This window comes from Parabacteroides leei, assembly GCF_023369805.1.
Classification (GTDB): Bacteria; Bacteroidota; Bacteroidia; order Bacteroidales; family Tannerellaceae; genus Parabacteroides; species Parabacteroides leei.
Genome location: NZ_JAMBQG010000012.1, coordinates 1 through 19823, shown reverse-complemented (window position 1 = coordinate 19823; position 19823 = coordinate 1). Strand labels below are relative to the sequence as shown.

Sequence of the window (19823 nt, the reverse complement as noted above, 5' to 3'; positions counted from 1 at the left end):
ACAGGATGTAGCAGAGGAATTGTTTGAGTTACTTTCCAAAGCGAAAAGACTATATCTTCAGGATGTGATTGCGGATGGTAAGCGGTATAACCGTTATGTGGATGACTTCATCAACAGTCACCGATACATAAACTGCAACAACGCGGTTTGCCGAAACTGCCACGAGATGAACATCCACATCGCCAAGGGGCTTCTGACCGAATGCTCCCACCTTATCCAGCCTCTTTTTGCCGCATCCGACTTCTCCTTTGAGAAGTGTATGGAGTTGCAAAGGAGGTATGACCGCTCGGAACCATTGCCGCCACCTATCGTGCATCATACCGATGGTTTTATAAAAGTTCTGCCGCTTTCTTTCGGCTGCAACTTCACTCAAGAACAGATGACAGGTATTGTGTCTTGTGCCAATACTTATCATCTGTTTTGCGTTTCAGAGGTTTGCATCGAGGATATGGAAGCTCTCTTTTCCTGTAAAGAGGACTTTCATATCCGAGTGAACAACCTCCGTCATGTAGTTATCCTTTTCGATGCACTACTCGAAAACTCATTCGTCCAATCCCGCTGGCAGTCCGTTCTGGATAAAGGTCGGTTCCTGCAATCCAAAGACGGCACACGGTTCATTTCCGCTTCCAGTCTTTCATCGGCACTTTCTGCCGCCAGAAACAACAAGACAGCGGTCATCTACAGTATCAGACGAGCCATCAAGGAACTAAAAATATAGAAGCGAAAATTTTTCTCAAATGAGAATGATATAAATACGTAAAAGCACTATGTTTGGTTTTCATGTGGATTTTGCAAACCTTTTTGGTTCTGGCTTAATTTCCATATCCTTATTTAAGTTACAAGTGAATGCTTCAATATATCAGAGTTTATATTCTGCTTAAATACTGTCTTCCAAAGTTTCATAATATTGAAACGTGTATTAAGGACTAAAAAGATGTTATTGTATAATTTGAGCTTCACAGCAAATATTTTCTGAATAAAAGCTACTAACTTTGCATGCAAATCAAAGTGATTAAACATGAAAAATATCCCGTTATATAAATTCTATAGAAAGAAATACCACAAAGAGCTGCTGATGGACTTGGTAGACATTGCCTTTATTCGTCCGTGGTTGAAGAAGACACCTATATACCGAGATAATTTTTATCGGGTTATTTTCATAACCGAGGGGGAAGCCAAGTTATCAGTAAACAATCATATTACAACAGTAAGCAAGGGGCAGATTGTTTGTTCTGTGCCGGGAGAGATCTGGCATTGGTTGTCTGATAATGAAACATTGGAGGGATATGTTTTGCTATTCGAAGAAGCATTTCTTCGGTCGTTTTTCTCCGACCACCTTTTTGGGGAAAAAATGTCGTTTCTTACTCCCGACCGTCCCACTCCATACCTTCAAATGGATACGGTATTGTATGAACAGGTTTTGAATTTACTTCTGCTCACGAAAAGTGAAATCAATAGGAGGGAAAATGCCGATACACATTTTCTGCGTGCCATGCTCTATGCGTTACTTGTCTTAATAGGGAGGGCAGATGCGAAATCCGGTTTTGGTGGGAATGTAAATATTCCTGTCAGCCGTCATGTTGAGAAGTTTATAAGGCTTGTCAATGAACATTTCATTTCAGAGCATAATACCGAGTTTTACGCAGGGAAATTATGTGTAACAACCAATTATCTGAATAAGGTTGTAAAAGATGCGTTAGGGATAACCACCAAATTGTATATACAGGAACGTATTATGGAAGAAGCACGAAAGTTGTTGGCATATACAAACCTGTCTTCCGCAGAAATTGCCGATATACTCCATTTCAGTACCGCCACTTATTTCAATCGTTTTTTTACACGTAATGGAGGAATGACACCGCAAAAATTCCGTGAAAGTGTGTCAAATCCCGAAAATTGACATATCTATCCGCTTTTATATCAGGCTAAGCCGCAATCAATGCCTAACTTTGCAGACTTACTATAAGCGGATATTATGAAACTAAAAAATGATGTACCCGATAAAATCGAAATTCGTGGCGCACGGGTGCATAATCTAAAAAATATTGATACGTCCATTCCACTTGGGCAGCTCGTTGGCATTGCGGGGGTGTCCGGTTCAGGGAAATCGTCTTTGGCTCTCGGTGTGCTGTATGCCGAGGGGTCAAGACGTTATCTTGAATCCCTATCTACATTTACCCGAAGAAGAATCGCTCAAGCAGGGAAAGCAGTTGTTGACAATATCGAACATATCCCGGCGGCAGTTGCGCTGCAACAACGCCCCGGCATCCCAAGCATAAGAAGTACATTCGGTACAGCGACAGAGCTACTTAACCATCTACGACTTATGTTTTCCCGTTTGGGAAGCCATTGTTGCCCAAACGGGCATTTGCTTGATCCTACCATAGATGTAGCGATTGGAAACAAATTGCATTGTCCCGTATGCGGTTGCGATTTTGATGCCCCCAGTGCAGAATCATTTTCATTTAACGGTGAAGGCGCGTGTGAGAAATGCAATGGAACCGGAATAGTCCGGGAAATCGATAACGATGCACTTGTCCCGGACACTTCTCTGACAATCAATCAAGGAGCAGTCGAGCCGTGGAAAATGTTCGGTATTTCATGGATGTCAAAAGTCGCCGAAGAATTTGGAGTACGGGCTGATATTCCGTTCAAGGATTTAAGTGATACGGAAAAAGATATAGTATATAATGGTGCTGAAATTCAAAAACTGATACTTATTCCATCAAAAAATGGGAAATTATTTGAACTAAATGCCACATACCGCAATGCGCGCCGCGCAGTCGAAGAGGCGTTAAAGAAAGCCGAAACGGAAAAAGGTCTTGAACGAATAAACAAATACCTGCATTTGTGCTGTTGTCCCGAATGCAAAGGTTCTCGTTATAACGCCAAGGCTTTGTCATCTTTGCTTGGCGATAAGAATATTGCGGAAGTTTCATCAATGACATTGGATGCACTATTGGCATGGATAACGCAAATCCCGAATAAAGTACCTAAAAGTATGAGAGTTATGGCAGATAGCCTTGTAAAAGAGTTTACCAATTCTGCACAACGCCTCATAGAATTTGGAATAGGTTATCTTAGTCTTGACCGCAGTGCAACGACTTTATCCACTGGTGAACGGCAACGTATGCAATTGGCAAGAGCGGTTCGTAATCGGACAACCGGTATGCTATATGTTCTTGATGAGCCGTCAATCGGACTTCACCCGTCAAATGTGGAAGGCTTGCTTGGAGTGATGCAAGACCTTATAAGCGATGGAAATTCTGTTGTATTTGTAGACCATGACATACAAGTGCTCCGTGCTGCGGAATACCTTATAGAAATGGGACCCGGAGCCGGTTATAACGGAGGCAATATAATTGCCTTGGGGAATGTGGACACAATCAAGAATAACCAATCATCAATAATTGGACGATTCCTTGCCGGAAAAGAACAAACGATAATCAGAGATTCAATACCGGAAGGACATATTTTCGACAATGGCTATATAAATATTAAGACTGACCGGCTACATACCGTGGAACCCATTGATGTGAATATCCCTTGTGGTCGTTTAATTGCTGTTACGGGAGTGTCAGGTTCCGGCAAGACAACCTTAGTTTTAGAGGAACTGATACCGGCTTTAGATGCACAAATATCGGGAAGACCTTTGCCTGCCTATATCAAAGCTGTAACAAACAAGACAATCAAGAAAATCCATTTAATTGATGCTTCGCCTATCGGGATAAATGTCAGATCCACGGTTGCAACATATTCAAACATTCTTGACGATTTACGTAAGATTTTTGCATCTCTCCCCCAATCAAAGGAGAAAGGATACAAAGTTGCAGATTTCTCATACAACACTGGAATATTAAGATGTAAAACCTGTGATGGCACAGGGCAGATTTCAATGGATATGCAATTCCTGCCTGATGTTGATATGGTCTGTCCTGAATGCAAAGGTTCAAGATACGACAAATCGATTGAAGCCTTAAAATTCCGTCCTGACAAGAAAACAAATGAAGAAGGTGTATCTCTTTCCGAAATTATGGGATTAACCGTCGAGCAAGCATTAAAACTGTTTGCTGGCAATAAAAAAATATATGAGAAACTGAATCTGCTTAATAATTTGGGATTGGGTTATCTTACGCTTGGTGAATCTACTCCGGCTCTGTCTGGTGGAGAAGCCCAACGATTGAAATTGGCGTCTGAAATGGATAAGCCGCAAAATGACGCTCTTTTTGTATTTGATGAGCCGTCAATAGGATTACATCCATCCGACATTCGTGTTCTTTTGATGGTATTTGATAAATTGGTGAGAAATGGAGCGACAGTGATGGTTATAGAACATGATCTTGATATCATAGCGAATGCTGATTACGTAATCGACATGGGACCCGGAGGCGGAGAATATGGTGGTCGCATAGTAGCAGCAGGAACACCTCAACAAATAATGGCAAACCCTGAAAGCATTACTGGAAAATATTTGAGTTTTGAACTGTCCAAAAGGAAATAGTCCCGAAAAGTGACATCTTAGTCACTTTTTGTTTTCCTGCTATTTCATCTGCGTGCATTAATTTTGCATTTGATAAAATAAAGTCTAAAACAAAAATATACAGCGTTATGAGCAGCAACATTTTACTTTTATCGGCACATCCCAATATTGGAGGGTCGAAAGCATGCGCAGCCATGCTTGAAGCAGTTAGAGAGTTGAAAAATGTCAAGGTAGTAGACATCTATAATACTCCCCTTGAAGTGGAAAATTACATCGACGATGTAAAAAACGCCGATGTGCTCGTGTTCCAATTCCCATTTTGGTGGGGAAGTGCCTCCGGTCGCCTCAAAGACTGACTTGACACATTCATGCTCGGATTTATGGAGAATCCCGGTATGAAAGGCAAGAAACTCCTTGTGGCTACAACAACCGGAGTCGCAGCAGAAGAGTATCATGCCGGTGGTACGGAAGGATTTACACTTGATGAAATTCTGCGTCCTTACCAAGTAACCGCCATGTATTCCGGCATGACTTATCTTCGTCCATTCGCCATTTATGGGACAATGATGCCGGATGCGGAAGAACGTATTGCATCGGGAAGTAAGGCATATAAGGCTCTTCTTGAAACACTCTGATGTAACGAGTACATATACCATCGAAGTTGTAACAGACTTTGAATAGCAAAATTGCCCAATTCGTTTTTTCCATTGGGCAATTTTTATTATAACTAATCAACGGATTTATATTAAGTGTTTTGGGATATATAAAGGAGTATAAGCCGGAAACGGAAACCTGAATAATGAGAAATTGATGGGTTCTGACACAGCCCTTAATAATATGGCAAAATACACCTAAAATATAAATTCATAACAAGTAAACTGACATGAAACAAATCAAAAAGTCTTCTCTTTTTTTGAAGGGAAGCAACACCTAACCCACTTCGCTACCGAACAGGATGTAGCAGAGGAATTGTTTGAGTTGCTTTCCGAAGCGAGAGAACTCTATCTTCAGGATGTAATGGTTGATGGTAAGCGGTATAGCCGCTATGTGGATGACTTCATCAACAGTCACCGATACATAAACTGCAACAACGCGGTTTGCCGGAACTGCCACGAAATGAACATCCACATTGTCAAGGGGCTGATGGCCGAGTGCGCCCACCTTGTCCAACCTCTTTTTGCCGCATCCGACTTTTCCTTTGAGAAGTGTATGGAGTTGCGAAAGCTGTATGACCAGTCGGAACCGTTGCCGGTATCTACCAAGCATCATACTGATGGCTTTATAAAAGCTCCGCCGCTTTCTTTCGGCTGCAACTTCACCCAAGGACAGATGACAGGTATTGTGTCTTGTGCCAATACTTATCATCTGTTTTGCGTTTCAGCGGTTTGCGTCGAAGATATGGAAGCTCTCTTTTCCTGCAAAGAGGGCTTTCATATTCGGGTAAACAATCTTCGTCATGTGGTTATCCTTTTCGATGCGCTACTCGAAAACTCATTCATCCAATCCCGCTGGCAGTCCGTTCTGGATAAAGGTCGGTTCCTGCAATCCAAAGACGGCGCACGGTTCATTACCGCTTCCAGTCTTTCATCGGCACTTTCCGCTGTCAGAAACAACAAGACAGCGGTCATCTGCGGAATAAAAAGAGCCATCAAGGAACTGAAAATATAAAGCAGGAATCTCTCGCAAAATGGAAAAGCACTGTGTTTGACCAAACCATACATAGTGCTTTTCCATGCCTTATGAAACTAATTAGATTGGAATATTTGGCTGTGAAAAAGCAAGAAAAAGGAAAGGATGGTTTGAATATCCGTTTCAAGAATTGAAAAGGTCGTCCATCTTGACTTCGCTATGAACGATACTCTTATGCTTGCCATTCACCACGCCGTATGTCGTAACGAATGTAATTACAAGTGCTTTCTTATTCTTTGTCGCCAAGCGTAACAGTCCGGTACGTTCTCTGAGTTTCGACTCGTAGCTGTCGGTGATGCCGTACAGATCTGTACTGAATTTCATTTCGCACAAGTGGATTATGCGGTCGGCACGTTCGATAATCAAGTCGATTTGAAATCCCGGAATCCAGTTTTCAGAATCGGCCTTGCTTCTCCATGTGGAAACAGATGTTCCTACTCCTGCAATTCCCAATGCAATTTTAATCTGCTTGTGGTGGCTCAAACATACCAGCTCAAAACTAAGTCCCATCCACGATAGAACACTGCGTGAGTCGATATTATTGCTCCACCATCTTTCGTCTTTCGTATTGTTGGGTTCTATGAACTTGTAATAAAATAGTGTGAAAAAGTCTGTCAATCTGAACAAACTGTTGCGGGTCTTGTTGCCATACTGCGATAGCCGCGTAATAAAATCGCAGCGTTCGAGATTTTTCAAGATTTACACTCATTTCATGTACATTGTCGTTCAGGCTGGCAAGTTCTTTTATATTCAAACTGAGTAGCCGATTTTCTTCCTCTATATATTCATTCTTGGGATTGGATTTTATGGATTCCGCTTCATTCATTTCTGCGGAAAAATCAAATTTCTTTTTCATGCGCTTATCGTTTTAATCCGGTTTTCAGTTTCTTTCCCAATAAGCGACTGGCAGCACGGGCGCATCTGCGAGCCCATTGCAAATCGTCTTCGTCTTTATCTCTCCACGGTAAATCGCTTTGGGGACCTCCACCACCGCCTCCGGTTGCAACATTTGGCGTTTCAAGTAGTCCGACAAAAATAGCTACTGCCATATCGGTAAGTTCCTGACTGTTGGCGACAATTCTGTAATCAAATTCGTCATTGAAACAGTCAAGTACTCTTTCTGGAATATAGAAATGATGTTCCTGATTTTCATGATTAAGCGTATAAGAAACCGTTCCCGGACGGTAAGTATTATATTGGGTATAATTAGCATACACCGATGGTTTAGGTGTTTGCTCTGTTTTAGTTTCCTTAGGCTTATTGCTAAAAGTGCCAACTCTTGACTGATAATGCAGTTTCTCCCATGTTTTAGGAAGTTTCGAGATCATCAGGTTTCTGCCGACTCCTAATTCAGATGCCTTGTATTTGGTGTTCCCATTCACAAGTGCATAGCCTCGGAGAATACCGTTTCCGTCTTCTCTTTCATGTACAGCATAACCTTTCCTAACAAGAGCATTTTTGTACTCTTTCCACGACCAAGATTGCATTGATTTCAGCGCATTCATGCAGTCACGATTCACTTGGTGAATATTGGAATTTCTGACTTGCACTGCTGTTGTCCAGCCTCGTTTCTTTGCCACTCGTTCGGCTGCACGTTGCGCACGAAGATGAATGTTATGGTCGTTGTTGATGTTACCATCTTCATCCATACGGCAAACCGCAGCATGAAGATGTGGAACACCGCCTTCGGATTCAGTATGCAACCAAACCGTATATTTGCTGTTAGCCAAATTGGTTGAACAAGAGCGGACTTTTCCATCCTTGCCGATAATCACTTGTTTGTCAAACTCCGCAACAAAATCCTGCCAGAGTTTTTGCCAGTCTTCTGTGTCAAAGAACCGGGTATGTTCAGCGGATGGACTTAGCTCAATTCTGATGACCGAGTTCTTTATCGGTCGGAAGCGTGATAAGGTCAGTTGCATGGAGTTCCATATCCCCATAGGGTCCGGTTGCGATGGCAGCAGATTGTCCAATATCCGATGGATTTTCTCCGGGTGCTTTTTGTTCTGTGATTCGCCGGTAATATAACGGATGGCGTTTATTCCGTGCGATATTGCTTTAGCTTTTGCAATCATCTTTCTTCGGATTTATCGTTGGACGGAATCTTATTCTGTTCTTTTGCGGCATTCAGAAACTGGCAGACGCTTTCGGCTATATTGCCCAGTTCTTTGAGCCAACCGACCATGAACGGAATCTGATTGAACATTGTCATGCGTTGCTTTGTGGACATTCCGTGAAGTGCAGAGGTGTATTTTACAAGGTCAAATCGGCAATCGTCCAGATTTTGCAACAGTGCCGCTTCTTCTTTCGTAAGCCTTGCTTTGGGGTGATAATCGTAGCCCGGGCAAGCAGGTAGCCGCTTACCGTCATACCGTATTGTTCAGCCTGTGATTTTATATACTCCTTTTGACTGGGAGTAACTTTCGCTCCGATGAAGACGCTTCTTGTCTCACTGGGGGTAGTCGATGAATTTTCAATATCTTCTTTCATTTGAATCGTTTTTATAATAGTGAATAGGTGCGAGCTTGCGAGTACCGCACCGGCGAAGTCTCTGAGCAGGCAAGAGCGCCAATGTACAACCGCAACGCAGTGAGGTTATACCTTGGCATATCTTGCAACAGATACCTGTTGATGCTTCCTGACAAGCCATGTCGGGTGTACACACAGAATCGGCAGACGGATTGGAAACAACAATTGATATATTCCTCTAAAAGAGGGGAGAGAATGAATACCTCATGCTGCACTCCTAATTACTTTGCTTTATTCCTATATGTACGCCCCGACAATAAAGTAAAGTCAATTTTAATAATGATAGTACGGGTTGAAATGATATTCTTTGCCGTTCTTTATCACCATCCGTTTGTTGCCAAGAAAGGTGGCGACTTTGACCGCCTTGTTGTGACCGAACTTTACGCCCTGCAATCCATATCCTTTTTTCAGCCGCTCCAGATAGTCGTCATAACTGCCGATATTGCCATCGGTAAAAACGGCATTTAACGCAGCACGATGTACACTCTCCGAAATCTCCTTGTACGGATCGAACGGTTCTTTGGCTGGTCGACCGACAACCTTTGCTTTGGGCAGGTAGGATTCTACCAGTTCGGGCAAAGCATCTTCGTTGATGCGGAAAGCGAAGGGTTCAAATTCCCGGTCACGGATATGGATTGCTTCAACCACGCTTATTGCCTTATCATCTTTGTCTACTTCGACCTGCATGATGGTTTCCGCTTTGTTGTTGAGTTCTGTGCCAATGTGGCCTCGTGCGTTTTCATCATTCTTGTTCTGGTGAAGGATGGTATGGATATGAATCTGCCTGTCATCTGTCCACTGCATGAGTTTTGAAATAATATCGGTGGATTCGCCGGGCGAATTGATGTCATAAAGGAAATCCCGAATGCCATCTATGACCACCAATCCCAAATCGGGAATTGTGCCAATGGCGTGTTCGACTATCGCCAAGCGCATTTTAGGGGAATACTTACGCAGAGCCAGCATAACCAAATTGTCCGGCTCTTTGTCTTCCGATAAGTCCGCCAAACGCAAAATGCGTTTTAACACGTTCTGACAGTGGTATCGCCCTTGTTCCGTGTCAACGTATAATACTTTCCGTTTATCCTCGGGGAATATTGACCGATAATGAAGAATGGTACTGTTGGTCAATGCCGATGCGACGATGGCCGAGACATTGAACGTTTTCTTGCTTTTAGCCTTCCCGATGGAAGCACTGAAGTTGCCCAATGTTCCGATTGTTGCATCATCTACCATCAGCACCACTGGGGAGTGCCCGTATGCACTTGTTACGCTTACGGCAGACTCTTCCATGCATATTGCCAGTTCCTCAGCAGCTGGCGCATTGATATTCGTCTTTTCCATAGCCTACCAGTTTTTAGGGTTTGGTTTATGGCGATGGGAAGCGAGCATGGCTTCATTCTCGTCCTCGAAGCTTTGCGGAGCCGGAGTCTTTCGTGAAGATTCCAGCCATTTGTCCAATTCATCCCGATAGATGTAGAGATGCTTACCTTGCTTTATAACCGGAATATCGTCCTTTTTTACCTTGTAGTAAAAGGTCGATAACGGTATTTTCAGATAAGCACACGCTTCCTGCACGGTCATCGGAACGTGTGTATTCTCTTTGACTTCGTTCTGCCGGGAAAGTTTCTCCGTCGGAAGATTTTCCATACTTGCGATTCGGTCGCACAGTTCTCCTACCACAGTCGGCAGGTCATTGAAAGTCAGTTGGTCTTTTTCCATATTAAAACTCTTTTAATCGTTCAACATGCTGCGAACCAACTCAATGAAATCTTGCAGAACAATACAGACCAGATTAATTATTTCGTCTGCATACGTTTTTTATTGTGAGTCATCATTGTCTGTATCCAGATGGAAGCGAAAATCTCCCTTGTCGGGTACATCAATGGGAATTTGGCTTGTAACAGTATCCCGTAAATTAAGCCTGAGGTATTCAGTAGTGGCATTTACGAGTTCCTGTGGAAACGAAGCCTTTATGAATTCCGCTCTTTTTACCAAAGGCACATTCAAGCGTTCACCGATATTCCATGCCAAATGTCGTAGCCCCGGCGACCTCAGCGGATTGTCGATATTGGAGCGAATCGGCTTATATAAATCGGGGTGGTCGCAAGCCATATATTCAATATTGGCAATCAGTGTGGCAATAGCTTCTTGGGAGAGGTAAGGGGCGGTTTTGATTGTCACATATTCCCGAATGGCATCCATGATTTTCACTTGTCTTTCGGCCTCCTTCTTTTTGACATTCTCCAATATCGCATCGTAATTGTCTAAGGCTGATGGTTCCTCAATAGCTTGAATTTCATTTGTATAACCGGCTTTTATCTCGGTGCCGGATTCAAGAACGATCGGAGATTGCCGGGCAAAAGACAAATTGATTGAATACTTCGTTATCCATTTATAGAAAGATCGTTGTAACAGACCGCATAATAAAATTGTTGCCACAAGTCCGAGTATTACTGGAGTCATTATCTCCATGATATCGATGTCGTGATAGGCAAAAAGATAAGTGTCTATTGCTGTATAGGTGATTACCGATAGCGCAAGCACGAAACTAATCCTTTGAGTACGAAATTGAGTATTATTTGTCATATACTGTAAATATTTGGAATGATTATGCGGCAAAGTTATGTGCCGTATTCCAGACACTTATAATTGGCGATGATAAATCTTCAATTTTGATAAAAAATAACGGATATAGTATGATTTCTGACTAAAAATCATACTATATCCGTGTAAATGGGGGACAAAAACCGTTGTCAGCCTTTCCTTATCAAAGTGATTTTCTTGCTGGCTTCGCGCTTGTTGCTGTCCACGACTTTCATGTAACGCATCGTGGTGGTAATGCTTTTATGCGCCATTATGCTTTGTATGGTACGGATGTCTGTACCGGCAGCCCCTTGAAGGGTTGCAAATGTTCTCCGATATGAATGGAATGTTATGTTCTTGGTTATTCCGGCAGAACGAATCCACTCTTTCATGGGAGCTTGTGTCCAACTGCGCATAAGCCCCTTGAATACCAGACCTTTCTTCTCGGAACTGTATCCTATCAGCCCTAACGCCTCCTCGCTGATGGGAATGATGTCTTCCGTTTTGTTCTTCTGTGTAATGATATGTACGCATTTCCCTCCGGCAGAATAATCCACGATGTCTTCCCAACATAGGGCGAGAATGTCACTGATGCGTAAGCTGGTCATACAGGAAAACAGCGATGCGATTTTCACGATAGGCTTTTTGCACGGAGTTTCAGCTAATTGGTATAACTCTTCGACGGATAAGGCTTCTTTCATGGTGTCTTCTGTCTCAATCTTTTCCAAGAAGTCATTGACATTGGTCTTTATCAACCCATTGCGATAGAGTATTTTCAAGAATCCTCTGAAAGTAGACCAATATCCCGATGCGGAGTTTCGTGTGATATGTCCGTTGCGCCTTAGTTTCTTGGCACTCAGCAGGTATTCCCGAAACTTGTTACATAGGTCGATGTCAATCTCCTCAAAGGTACATTTGCCATGTACGAAGTTGCTGAAATGGAGATAGACGAACTCCCATTTCTGGTCGTGTTTACGGAGTTGCTTGCGGTAGTATTCCAAGAAATCCGCTTTGAGTTTGTACTTGTCGAAGAAATCATACCGTTCATTGACGACAGATTCAAATCTTCGGCAACGGATAGCTTCGGCTTTCTCGGTCATCGTTTCGTTGAAATTCTGTTCACGCTTGTTTTTCGGATTGGCATAGATATAAATGCCAAGCGATTCATGACGGATAACCTTCATTGTTTCCTTGTCTCGATAACCCGGATAATAATCTAGATAAAAAGACAGCATCCTGCCTTTTAGCGGACGTGTTCTTAATGTTACTGTTTTACATTCATGCATAATACTATATTTTTGATTATTACTAATTCGCCGGCAAAACTCTATCATGTAGTCATGCAGATGATTTTCAGCAGGGATTAATTTTAGAATAATTGACGGATAGCCATAAAATAGCTGCAAATAGGGCTATTTACGGACACCCATTACCCGGTCAAACTCCACTTTCAAGAACCTGACGAACCGTCCGTTCTTCTCCCGGTTGATTTGGTGGAATTGCAGAATACCATAGACTGAATCACGGGACAGCTTGAATTTCTCCATCGCCTCCTTGACAGTGTAGTATTCCGTCTTGCTCTCCTGTTCGGAACTTTTTGAGAGGTCGAAGTGAAGCTTTGAGTAGAATATCTGCCCGTGTTCTTTCTTGGATGGGATATTATTTCGGTACACCTGTGAACGGATGGCAACACGTGTCATTCCGTACTTTTCTTGAATTTCCTCCGGCGTGTACCATTCGGTCAGGTCGGAATCCACCTCGTATTTGGCAAAGGCGGCATCAATATGCTTCTTGCTGTAATAATTGAACTGGCGGATACGCACCTTCGGGACCTTGTGTTGTCGTGTATAAGTCCACACCCATTTGGCATTGACCTTATATTTCTCTGCAATCTCTTCGGCAGTATAATATTCGGAGATGTTGAAATCTTCTTTGGGCACGATACGTTCATAAGGTTTGGTTTTCATCATCAACTCAATATCTGCACGGCGGATAAGCGACTTCTTGCCACTGATTCTTGAAGCACGAAGCTTGGATTCCTTTACCAGTTTATAAATGTATTGCCGAGTTACGCCCATTAGCTTTGCGGCTTGGGCAAAAGAGAAGAAATCCTGCCCCTCGGCAGCTTGCCGAGGTTGCAATAATTCTTGCGACCGTTTCAACTGTCGCTTACGTTCCCGGATGCGCTCCTTGTAGCCAAGATTGGAACACTGGTGGCTACAATAACAGGTCGTTGTCTTTTGAGCTATAAATGGCTTCCCACACCATTGACAAATCTTTCTTACTTCCATATTTTCCTTGTTTACATTGGGGCTAATTTCGCCTTGTTTCTCCCGGATTTTGTCAACACATGTAAACCACTGTCAACACACGTCAACTAATGCGTCGCTGTGACATTCAGGCTAACCGTGGATTTCCGTCGTGGTAGAAATAGGATAGAAAAATATGGATAAAAACCGTTACTTCCAAATACGATCTGGAAAGTACACAAAAACAAAAGTCGCTGATATACAGCGACTTTATTCTAAATGGTTATGGTTGGTTATGGCTGTTTACAAGCCGTTACTTGCCGATGCAGCAAACCGCAGATATATGAATTTTAGCGAGTTATATAAAGTAGGAATGAAATTTGAGCCGAATTACCAAGGTATGCAATCTGTTGATATTCAGCATGATACAAATTCAGTGATATTTCTGTAGCTTTCCGCATCGTCTTGAAGTTTTAACTTACTTAACTTTATTTATGGTTGCGAAAGTGCTAATTAGCCCTAATTGGTGACATTTAGTGGTGTGATTCCCGGTGTCATTCATTAGTTTAATTTCGCCTTTTATTTCGCCAACCTTGCATGTGCTTCATCATGTCAATCATTGGTGAAGAATGTATCGTTCTTTTACCTTGTACACTTTTAGCTCATGAATGGTGCAAAGATACTTATATTTCTCTGAATAAGGATGCTAATGAGCGACTAATCTATTCCATTCGCTTAATTTTGTCTCAATGTCCATTTTTGTATGATGCTGCTTATATGTTCCTTGGTCTATTGAATATGATATGTAAGACATCTGTTTCAACCAAGAAAAAAAGAAAACTTCAAATAGGATATTTCCACTGATGAAATGTGTATAAATATATTTCACATATTCCACCGTGGAAAGTGAGGTGAATGTTTTATGTGAATTTAAATATATCCCAGGATAACATATTACAGGATGGTACTGAATAACTCTTCAAGTTTAGGTTTAAGTTTATTCCTTCTTATATACATATAAGGTAAACTTAAACTTGTACTCAGATAAAAAGAACAGGACTGATGAAATGAATGCAGGGTTAGGTTTAAGTTTAATATTCATGTATATATCATGATGTAAACTTAAACTTATAAACTTAATTCGTTTATGCTGGATGCCGTAATTGTGCTGGATCTTTTTTTCTTGGTTGAATTTTTGATTAGCTATATACTATTTCTCTATCAGATTTAGTTATAACATGTAAAGTTAAAGTGTAAACAAGGATTCCTTTCTACCCAAAATTAAAAGTCATCTCCAATAACTATCATCCTACCTACGTCAAAAGACTGGTGCTCATTCTGAAAAACATATCCAAGTTGGTTGCTAATGCATTGGGTCTTGCCAATCACTCTGTCTATGTTTCTGTGTGAGTGGCCATAGATCCAACATTCGATAGGACTGGAAGCTATATAGTCACTAAGTTCTACGGTAAAGGCACCATTCAACGCACTGCCTTCAAATTCATCACTCATCAGTTTGAATGATGGTACATGATGTGAAGCAACTATTATATGTTTAGCTGTACTCTTTTCCACACTGGCTTTTAGAAATTGCACACAGCGGCAATGTTCATCATTGAAACGTTGCCAATCCAGTGGTTCACTTCCGCTTCTGATACGTCTGAAATCACTGATACAGTTTTCGGTCTGGTAGGCATCCTGAACTTTAATCTCTGACCAAAGTGTAGTTGCTATCAAATCAATGTTGCTGTCTATGTCGATTGTGCAATTATAGTAGCATGTTACGTTGTTGCGTATGTTGTATATCCAACCATTGTAAAGCTTGTCTAAGTCGAACATTTTATAGAACTCATGATTACCAGGCACAACTATTACTTTACTGAAGTTGTCTGATGCCCAATTCCAAAAAGGATGCTTCTCGTAGTTGTCATCACCTAAATAACCGATATCTCCAGCCAATACAAGAATATCTCCAACGGCTTTCATTGGGTTATGTTTCAGGAAACTGCTGTTCTCTGCAAATTCTAGATGTAGGTCTGAGGCATATTGAATGCGTTTCATTCTGATAAAAATGTTTGTTTAAGTTGAGATAGTAATTCCATACCAGAAATATTATTAAGTCCGGCTGCGCTCAAGAAATCTTTATTTGGCAAGTCCATTTCTACAGCTTTGCAGAAATTCTCAATGTCCGCTCTCAAGGTAGCAGGGACATCATACTTGTCAGATGGTGCCAGCATTCCTGCCAGTCTGAACACATCTTTCTTATGTTTGGCGATATGTTTGCTGTCAACACTCTCACCATTTTTCTTTCGCTTGGTCATTTCCAAAAAGGCTCTACACTTCAAACAGATCAGACTTTCGACGTTGGCAATATGAATGCCATCTTCCGTTCTGCTGTGCTCAATGGTAAAGCGGTAGTAATCATCATCCATCAGTATAGCAGACAGACTGGACAAATCTTCATCCATTGGAATAGGAGTGATATGAGCATCGGCTGGGAAGTTTATCAATCCAATATTTCTCGAGAACAGCTCTATCTGAAATGGGAAGTCACTGTTCTGAGGTTTCATGAAACGGTAATATTCATGTTTATGCCCTTCTTCTGTTCTTTCACCTTTATTCTTCTCCTCGTATCCTGCAGCCTTTACGAATTCCCAGAAACGAGTTACAAAATCTGCATTGAGAGCTTCTACTATCAGTATGATATCAATATCTTTGGTGGCTCTGGGAATAAGTGCACTCTCTTCTTCATGGATTTCACAGGCTGTTCCACCGATAATCACATAGTTACCTTCGTAAGCAGCGAAATACTCTTTAAAACGTTCTATACCTTTTACCATTTTATTTCATTTATCATGTTATCTAATTCAATCTGTATGCGTTCATCTTTACTATCCTTCAGTGAAAGATAAAGAGATAGGCGATCAACAATACCACTCTTGCTGAGAATGCTTGGATTATATCTCCAGATTTCTATCACGTTCTCTCCGTAGTTTTTATCAACCTCAATATCCAATGTCTTCAATGCTTCCTTACTGATTGCATAATGCTCTCTGTTTTCTTCGTTGATCATACTGTAGGCAGAGAGTGCATTCACTCCGCTTTTCATTAGTCCAGGAATGATGGCATCAGTGCGTAATACCTTTTCTACAGGATTAGTAAAGAATGGCAAGGCTTTCGTCCAAAGGGCTTTCTTGTCCATATCAATGCAAATCTTTTTTTCTTTCGCTCCGGTTGATGAAATTACGGTTTGTGACTCCAACCATCTGACAGCTCTGTTGGCTGTAGAATAAGATATGCCAAAGATGTTCATCAGTTCCTTCAGATCCATTCCTGAGAGTGAAGAAATTTGGAGGTGATACAACACCATGCACTGTGCAATTGGTGTCATAAAAGTTTTGATATCGTCACCTGTATTCCTTGCCTTTTTTAGGTTGAGAAGAAGAGATGGAATAAACATCTGCTTTTGTGGAATAATAAAGTTTACACGTTGTGCAACCAATCTTTGCAGATTATAGGAAGCAACGTTGTCCAGCAAAACAATTACTGTTGTATTAAGTCTGCGTTCTACAACCTGCATCTGCTTTTGTAGCTGTGCAGGAGTGACATCACTGCTGTTCTTGCAGAAAGCAAAGGTTACAGGAGTATCGAGCAAGTTAGCGTTGTAGAACTTAAAACTAGCACCGATAGCAGTAGGAATATCGGCTAATTGCTTTTTATCAAAAGCTGTTACCTCTGTTCTATAGTCGAGAGTGGTCTTGATATAAAGGACCAAATCTTTTATATAATCATCGATATTGCACATAATCATTGGTGTTTGATTAGATGCAAAGATAATGCTTTTATTCTAAACAACAGTGATTTATAATTCAAAATGTTGCATTTAGCTTATTCTATCTTCAAATAATGACAAATTGAACAGAAGCAATGTCAATTTTAATGGAATTATTTTTTAATAGAGATTGCCTTTGTACAATCTGTTCTCAATATTTTGGCTGTTTGTCTGTCTTTTTATTACGAAGGTAGATGTTGCCTATTTTTTTGTATGGTGTCAGTGATATTATTAGTTTTATGTAGTATTATGACAAATATTGCATGTTGTTTATTCGATAAGAGATATAAAATGCTAAAAAACGTATGATTATTACCATAATAACAAATATCCTTCTTTCGTTCTAAATAAATTATGTACCTTTGCATCATTGAAAGTAACATTCTAAATATAAGATTCATATGATTAGAGAATTTTGGGTTAAGAACTATCTGTCCATTTGCGACAAGCAAGAATTGAGCTTTGTTGCAAAAGGACCTGCTTCGGAGCTTGTTTCTGAAGTTGTTGATGATGTGTTTCTATATAAATTGGCAACCCTCTATGGTTCTAATGCTTCTGGCAAATCAAATATGCTCATTGCCATGAATGAAGTATTTCGTTTGTTGGTCATGCCTAAATCAAATGCCAGCAAGAAGATTGAGGGTTATGTACCTTTTGTATTGACATCCGACAAACCTACAGAAATGCATGTATCCTTTTATGCAGATGGTATCAAGTATGATTATGATGTAACTTTTAATAGAGATTATATCCTTAAAGAGGTCTTGAATTACTACCCTAAGAAAGCCAAATCGTTGTTCTATGAACGTACATTTGTGGAAGATAAGGTACAAGCCGACATCAAGTTTGGTTCAAGCCTAAAATTGCAAGTTAAAACGCAAGATAGTATTAGAGAGAATACGCTCAACAATCATAGTGTCCTTTCGGTTTGCAATAAGGCTGCCTTTAAAGAAGACATCGAGCCATTCAATGTGTTGAGTAATTGGATTATGACCAACTGCCATGATGTGGATGCAGATGGTGACAAAGAAAAAGGTATCGTTGAGATTCTGAATGAAGCATATACTGATGTGAAGAAACGAAAATTCTTTAATCAGATGCTCTGCAAGGCAGATTTAAACATACTTGAATATAAGCCCACTGTTGAAGACAGAACTATTTCACAGGAATTTCGTGATAGAATAAAGCAGGAAGACATTCCAGACAAAATGAAAGAGGCTCTTCTCAAATCTACAGTTGAATCCATCACTTTCTTGAATCATTCAGAAAATGGTAATTTTGAAATTCCCCTAAAGCTTCTATCTAAAGGGACAATGAAGTATGTTCGCATCCTTAATACGCTTTATGACATGGTTACAAGCTCACATGTCTATTATTTGGACGAGTTGGGTGAAGACCTTCACTATGATTTGCTGTTCTATTATCTGAATGTCTTTCTCTTTAATTCAGACAAATCACAGCTTATCATTACTAGTCAGGAGACAGCTTTACTTTCTCAAGATTTGATCAATGATAATCGTGGAGTAGTATGGTTTGTTGAAAAAAACAAAGAAACGGCATCTTCCGAATATTCTCGTGGTGATTCTTTCGGGCTTCATAAGAATCTATCATTATACAATTCTTATCGTATTGGAAGGTTGGGTGCGAAACCTGAACTAGGTAGTATTTTCATTGATATGGAGAATTGATATTGGTAAACTGCATAAGACAACACTGATATTAGGTGAAGGCCCCACAGAATTCTTCTATTTCAAGTCATTGAATGATGTATTCAAGGGCTTGACTATTAAACCGGATTATCCAAAGCATACAAGTATAAAAGAACTTGACTTGAAGATATCCGACGGAATTGCAATGGGATATGATTACATCTTCTGTGTGATTGATATGGATACGAAGGATGAAGAACCAGAACACTCACAATATGATCGATTGAAGAAGAAATATGAAAAACCTATTGTAAAGCCGAAGAAAGGTATTCGTTGTGAGGTGAAGTTCTTTGAAACTCATCGCTGTACAGAACTTTTCTTCCTTTATTATTTCAAGTATACCTCTCGTATGTATTCCGACCAAAATCTCCTTTTGAAAGATTTGAACCAACATTGTGAGTACCGCAAGAATATCGACTTCTTTGTCAAATGTAAAGGGTTACATTCGTTCTTTGAAAAGAATGGTGGCAGTCTTGAGAATGCTATAGCTAATGCTGAAAAGTCTATGAAAGATAAGAATGCAGGAGCTCGTGACTATACCTACTCAGAGTTGGGAAGAATGCTGGATGAGTTGAATGATATCCTAACATTATAAAACTACGATATAAAATTCATATCATATACCCGTTGGCGGAATTAAATTAGTGCATATTTAATTTGTCCAATGGGTTTGTTATTAATCTTGTTTATATATTGAAGGATTGTAAGTGCACTAATTTTCCCCGTAATTCTGGTAAACAATCCTTCTG

Annotated in this window: 18 protein-coding genes and 3 pseudogenes; 8 read left to right on the top strand and 13 right to left on the bottom strand. The window is 40.7% G+C overall.

The features are described 5' to 3' along the window. The first annotated feature begins 19 nt into the window (after window positions 1-19). The 5 genes and pseudogenes from M1P97_RS16640 (at window position 20) to M1P97_RS16620 (ending at window position 6148) form a co-directional block, all read left to right on the top strand. Window positions 20-718, top strand: coding sequence for a hypothetical protein (locus tag M1P97_RS16640; RefSeq protein WP_249389655.1), 699 nt, complete (start codon window positions 20-22; stop codon window positions 716-718). A gap of 300 nt (window positions 719-1018) precedes the next feature. Continuing rightward, window positions 1019-1900, top strand: a complete 882-nt coding sequence (locus tag M1P97_RS16635; RefSeq protein ID WP_249389654.1) for an AraC family transcriptional regulator — start codon at window positions 1019-1021, stop codon at window positions 1898-1900. Between the two features lie 75 nt (window positions 1901-1975). Further along, window positions 1976-4501: an excinuclease ABC subunit UvrA gene (locus M1P97_RS16630; protein WP_249389653.1), complete on the top strand. Its 2526-nt coding sequence runs from the start codon at window positions 1976-1978 to the stop codon at window positions 4499-4501. A 107-nt stretch (window positions 4502-4608) separates the two neighbouring features. Then, window positions 4609-5115: pseudogene (locus tag M1P97_RS16625) on the top strand (NAD(P)H-dependent oxidoreductase). Window positions 5116-5497: 382 nt separating this feature from the next. Then, window positions 5498-6148 carry a hypothetical protein gene (locus tag M1P97_RS16620; protein ID WP_249389722.1) on the top strand — a complete coding sequence of 217 codons (651 nt, stop codon included), beginning with the start codon at window positions 5498-5500 and terminating at the stop codon, window positions 6146-6148. A gap of 144 nt (window positions 6149-6292) precedes the next feature. Here M1P97_RS16620 and M1P97_RS16615 read toward each other — a convergent pair whose 3' ends face one another. The 9 genes and pseudogenes from M1P97_RS16615 to M1P97_RS16575 form a co-directional block, all read right to left on the bottom strand. Beyond that, a complete protein-coding gene (locus tag M1P97_RS16615; RefSeq protein WP_249389652.1) occupies window positions 6293-6679 on the bottom strand; it encodes a hypothetical protein in 387 nt (128 codons plus the stop codon). Between the two features lie 28 nt (window positions 6680-6707). Further along, a complete protein-coding gene (locus M1P97_RS16610; protein WP_249389725.1) occupies window positions 6708-7025 on the bottom strand; it encodes a hypothetical protein in 318 nt (105 codons plus the stop codon). 4 nt (window positions 7026-7029) lie between these two features. Further along, window positions 7030-8244: a relaxase gene (locus tag M1P97_RS16605; RefSeq protein WP_249389651.1), complete on the bottom strand. Its 1215-nt coding sequence runs from the start codon at window positions 8242-8244 to the stop codon at window positions 7030-7032. Beyond that, window positions 8241-8659 (bottom strand): annotated as a pseudogene (locus tag M1P97_RS16600) (plasmid mobilization protein). The gene M1P97_RS16605 and the pseudogene M1P97_RS16600 overlap by 4 nt, the downstream one beginning before the upstream one ends. A 312-nt stretch (window positions 8660-8971) precedes the next feature. Next, window positions 8972-10042, bottom strand: a complete 1071-nt coding sequence (locus M1P97_RS16595) for an AAA family ATPase (RefSeq protein WP_249389650.1) — start codon at window positions 10040-10042, stop codon at window positions 8972-8974. Window positions 10043-10045: 3 nt separating this feature from the next. Further along, window positions 10046-10420, bottom strand: coding sequence for a helix-turn-helix domain-containing protein (locus M1P97_RS16590; protein WP_249389649.1), 375 nt, complete (start codon window positions 10418-10420; stop codon window positions 10046-10048). Between the two features lie 99 nt (window positions 10421-10519). Next, window positions 10520-11287, bottom strand: a complete 768-nt coding sequence (locus M1P97_RS16585) for a hypothetical protein (protein ID WP_249389648.1) — start codon at window positions 11285-11287, stop codon at window positions 10520-10522. Between the two features lie 167 nt (window positions 11288-11454). After that, complete coding sequence (locus tag M1P97_RS16580; protein WP_249389647.1) at window positions 11455-12570, bottom strand: tyrosine-type recombinase/integrase; 1116 nt, start codon at window positions 12568-12570, stop codon at window positions 11455-11457. Between the two features lie 126 nt (window positions 12571-12696). Next, on the bottom strand, window positions 12697-13575 hold the full coding sequence (locus tag M1P97_RS16575; RefSeq protein ID WP_249389646.1) for a helix-turn-helix domain-containing protein: 879 nt from the start codon (window positions 13573-13575) through the stop codon (window positions 12697-12699). 154 nt (window positions 13576-13729) lie between these two features. Here M1P97_RS16575 and M1P97_RS16570 point away from each other — a divergent pair, with 154 nt between their 5' ends. Next, window positions 13730-13984: a hypothetical protein gene (locus tag M1P97_RS16570; protein ID WP_249389645.1), complete on the top strand. Its 255-nt coding sequence runs from the start codon at window positions 13730-13732 to the stop codon at window positions 13982-13984. An 830-nt stretch (window positions 13985-14814) separates the two neighbouring features. Here the strand turns inward: M1P97_RS16570 and M1P97_RS16565 are convergent. From M1P97_RS16565 to M1P97_RS16555, 3 genes are read right to left on the bottom strand one after another with little or no spacing between them, the layout of a single operon-like run. Next, window positions 14815-15594 carry a metallophosphoesterase gene (locus tag M1P97_RS16565; protein WP_074638895.1) on the bottom strand — a complete coding sequence of 260 codons (780 nt, stop codon included), beginning with the start codon at window positions 15592-15594 and terminating at the stop codon, window positions 14815-14817. Beyond that, window positions 15591-16373, bottom strand: coding sequence for a hypothetical protein (locus tag M1P97_RS16560; protein WP_249389644.1), 783 nt, complete (start codon window positions 16371-16373; stop codon window positions 15591-15593). The genes M1P97_RS16565 and M1P97_RS16560 overlap by 4 nt, the downstream gene beginning before the upstream one ends. Further along, on the bottom strand, window positions 16367-17338 hold the full coding sequence (locus tag M1P97_RS16555; RefSeq protein WP_249389643.1) for a hypothetical protein: 972 nt from the start codon (window positions 17336-17338) through the stop codon (window positions 16367-16369). The genes M1P97_RS16560 and M1P97_RS16555 overlap by 7 nt, the downstream gene beginning before the upstream one ends. 428 nt (window positions 17339-17766) lie before the next feature. Here M1P97_RS16555 and M1P97_RS16550 point away from each other — a divergent pair, with 428 nt between their 5' ends. Then, window positions 17767-19053, top strand: a complete 1287-nt coding sequence (locus M1P97_RS16550) for an AAA family ATPase (RefSeq protein ID WP_249389642.1) — start codon at window positions 17767-17769, stop codon at window positions 19051-19053. Window position 19054: 1 nt separating this feature from the next. Further along, on the top strand, window positions 19055-19669 hold the full coding sequence (locus M1P97_RS16545) for an RloB family protein (RefSeq protein WP_249389721.1): 615 nt from the start codon (window positions 19055-19057) through the stop codon (window positions 19667-19669). 41 nt (window positions 19670-19710) lie between these two features. On the opposite strand, the pseudogene M1P97_RS16540 reads toward M1P97_RS16545, so the two are convergent. Then, a pseudogene (locus tag M1P97_RS16540) lies at window positions 19711-19823 on the bottom strand (IS982 family transposase); the annotation flags it as partial.

Coding starts and splice junctions, on each gene's coding strand:
- M1P97_RS16635 (WP_249389654.1), top strand. CDS start 1,019: ATGAAAAATATCCCGTTATATAAATTCTATAGAAAGAAATACCACAAA.
- M1P97_RS16630 (WP_249389653.1), top strand. CDS start 1,976: ATGAAACTAAAAAATGATGTACCCGATAAAATCGAAATTCGTGGCGCA.
- M1P97_RS16620 (WP_249389722.1), top strand. CDS start 5,498: ATGGTTGATGGTAAGCGGTATAGCCGCTATGTGGATGACTTCATCAAC.
- M1P97_RS16615 (WP_249389652.1), bottom strand. CDS start 6,679: ATGGGACTTAGTTTTGAGCTGGTATGTTTGAGCCACCACAAGCAGATT.
- M1P97_RS16610 (WP_249389725.1), bottom strand. CDS start 7,025: ATGAAAAAGAAATTTGATTTTTCCGCAGAAATGAATGAAGCGGAATCC.
- M1P97_RS16605 (WP_249389651.1), bottom strand. CDS start 8,244: ATGATTGCAAAAGCTAAAGCAATATCGCACGGAATAAACGCCATCCGT.
- M1P97_RS16595 (WP_249389650.1), bottom strand. CDS start 10,042: ATGGAAAAGACGAATATCAATGCGCCAGCTGCTGAGGAACTGGCAATA.
- M1P97_RS16590 (WP_249389649.1), bottom strand. CDS start 10,420: ATGGAAAAAGACCAACTGACTTTCAATGACCTGCCGACTGTGGTAGGA.
- M1P97_RS16585 (WP_249389648.1), bottom strand. CDS start 11,287: ATGACAAATAATACTCAATTTCGTACTCAAAGGATTAGTTTCGTGCTT.
- M1P97_RS16580 (WP_249389647.1), bottom strand. CDS start 12,570: ATGCATGAATGTAAAACAGTAACATTAAGAACACGTCCGCTAAAAGGC.
- M1P97_RS16575 (WP_249389646.1), bottom strand. CDS start 13,575: ATGGAAGTAAGAAAGATTTGTCAATGGTGTGGGAAGCCATTTATAGCT.
- M1P97_RS16570 (WP_249389645.1), top strand. CDS start 13,730: ATGGATAAAAACCGTTACTTCCAAATACGATCTGGAAAGTACACAAAA.
- M1P97_RS16565 (WP_074638895.1), bottom strand. CDS start 15,594: ATGAAACGCATTCAATATGCCTCAGACCTACATCTAGAATTTGCAGAG.
- M1P97_RS16560 (WP_249389644.1), bottom strand. CDS start 16,373: ATGGTAAAAGGTATAGAACGTTTTAAAGAGTATTTCGCTGCTTACGAA.
- M1P97_RS16555 (WP_249389643.1), bottom strand. CDS start 17,338: ATGTGCAATATCGATGATTATATAAAAGATTTGGTCCTTTATATCAAG.
- M1P97_RS16550 (WP_249389642.1), top strand. CDS start 17,767: ATGATTAGAGAATTTTGGGTTAAGAACTATCTGTCCATTTGCGACAAG.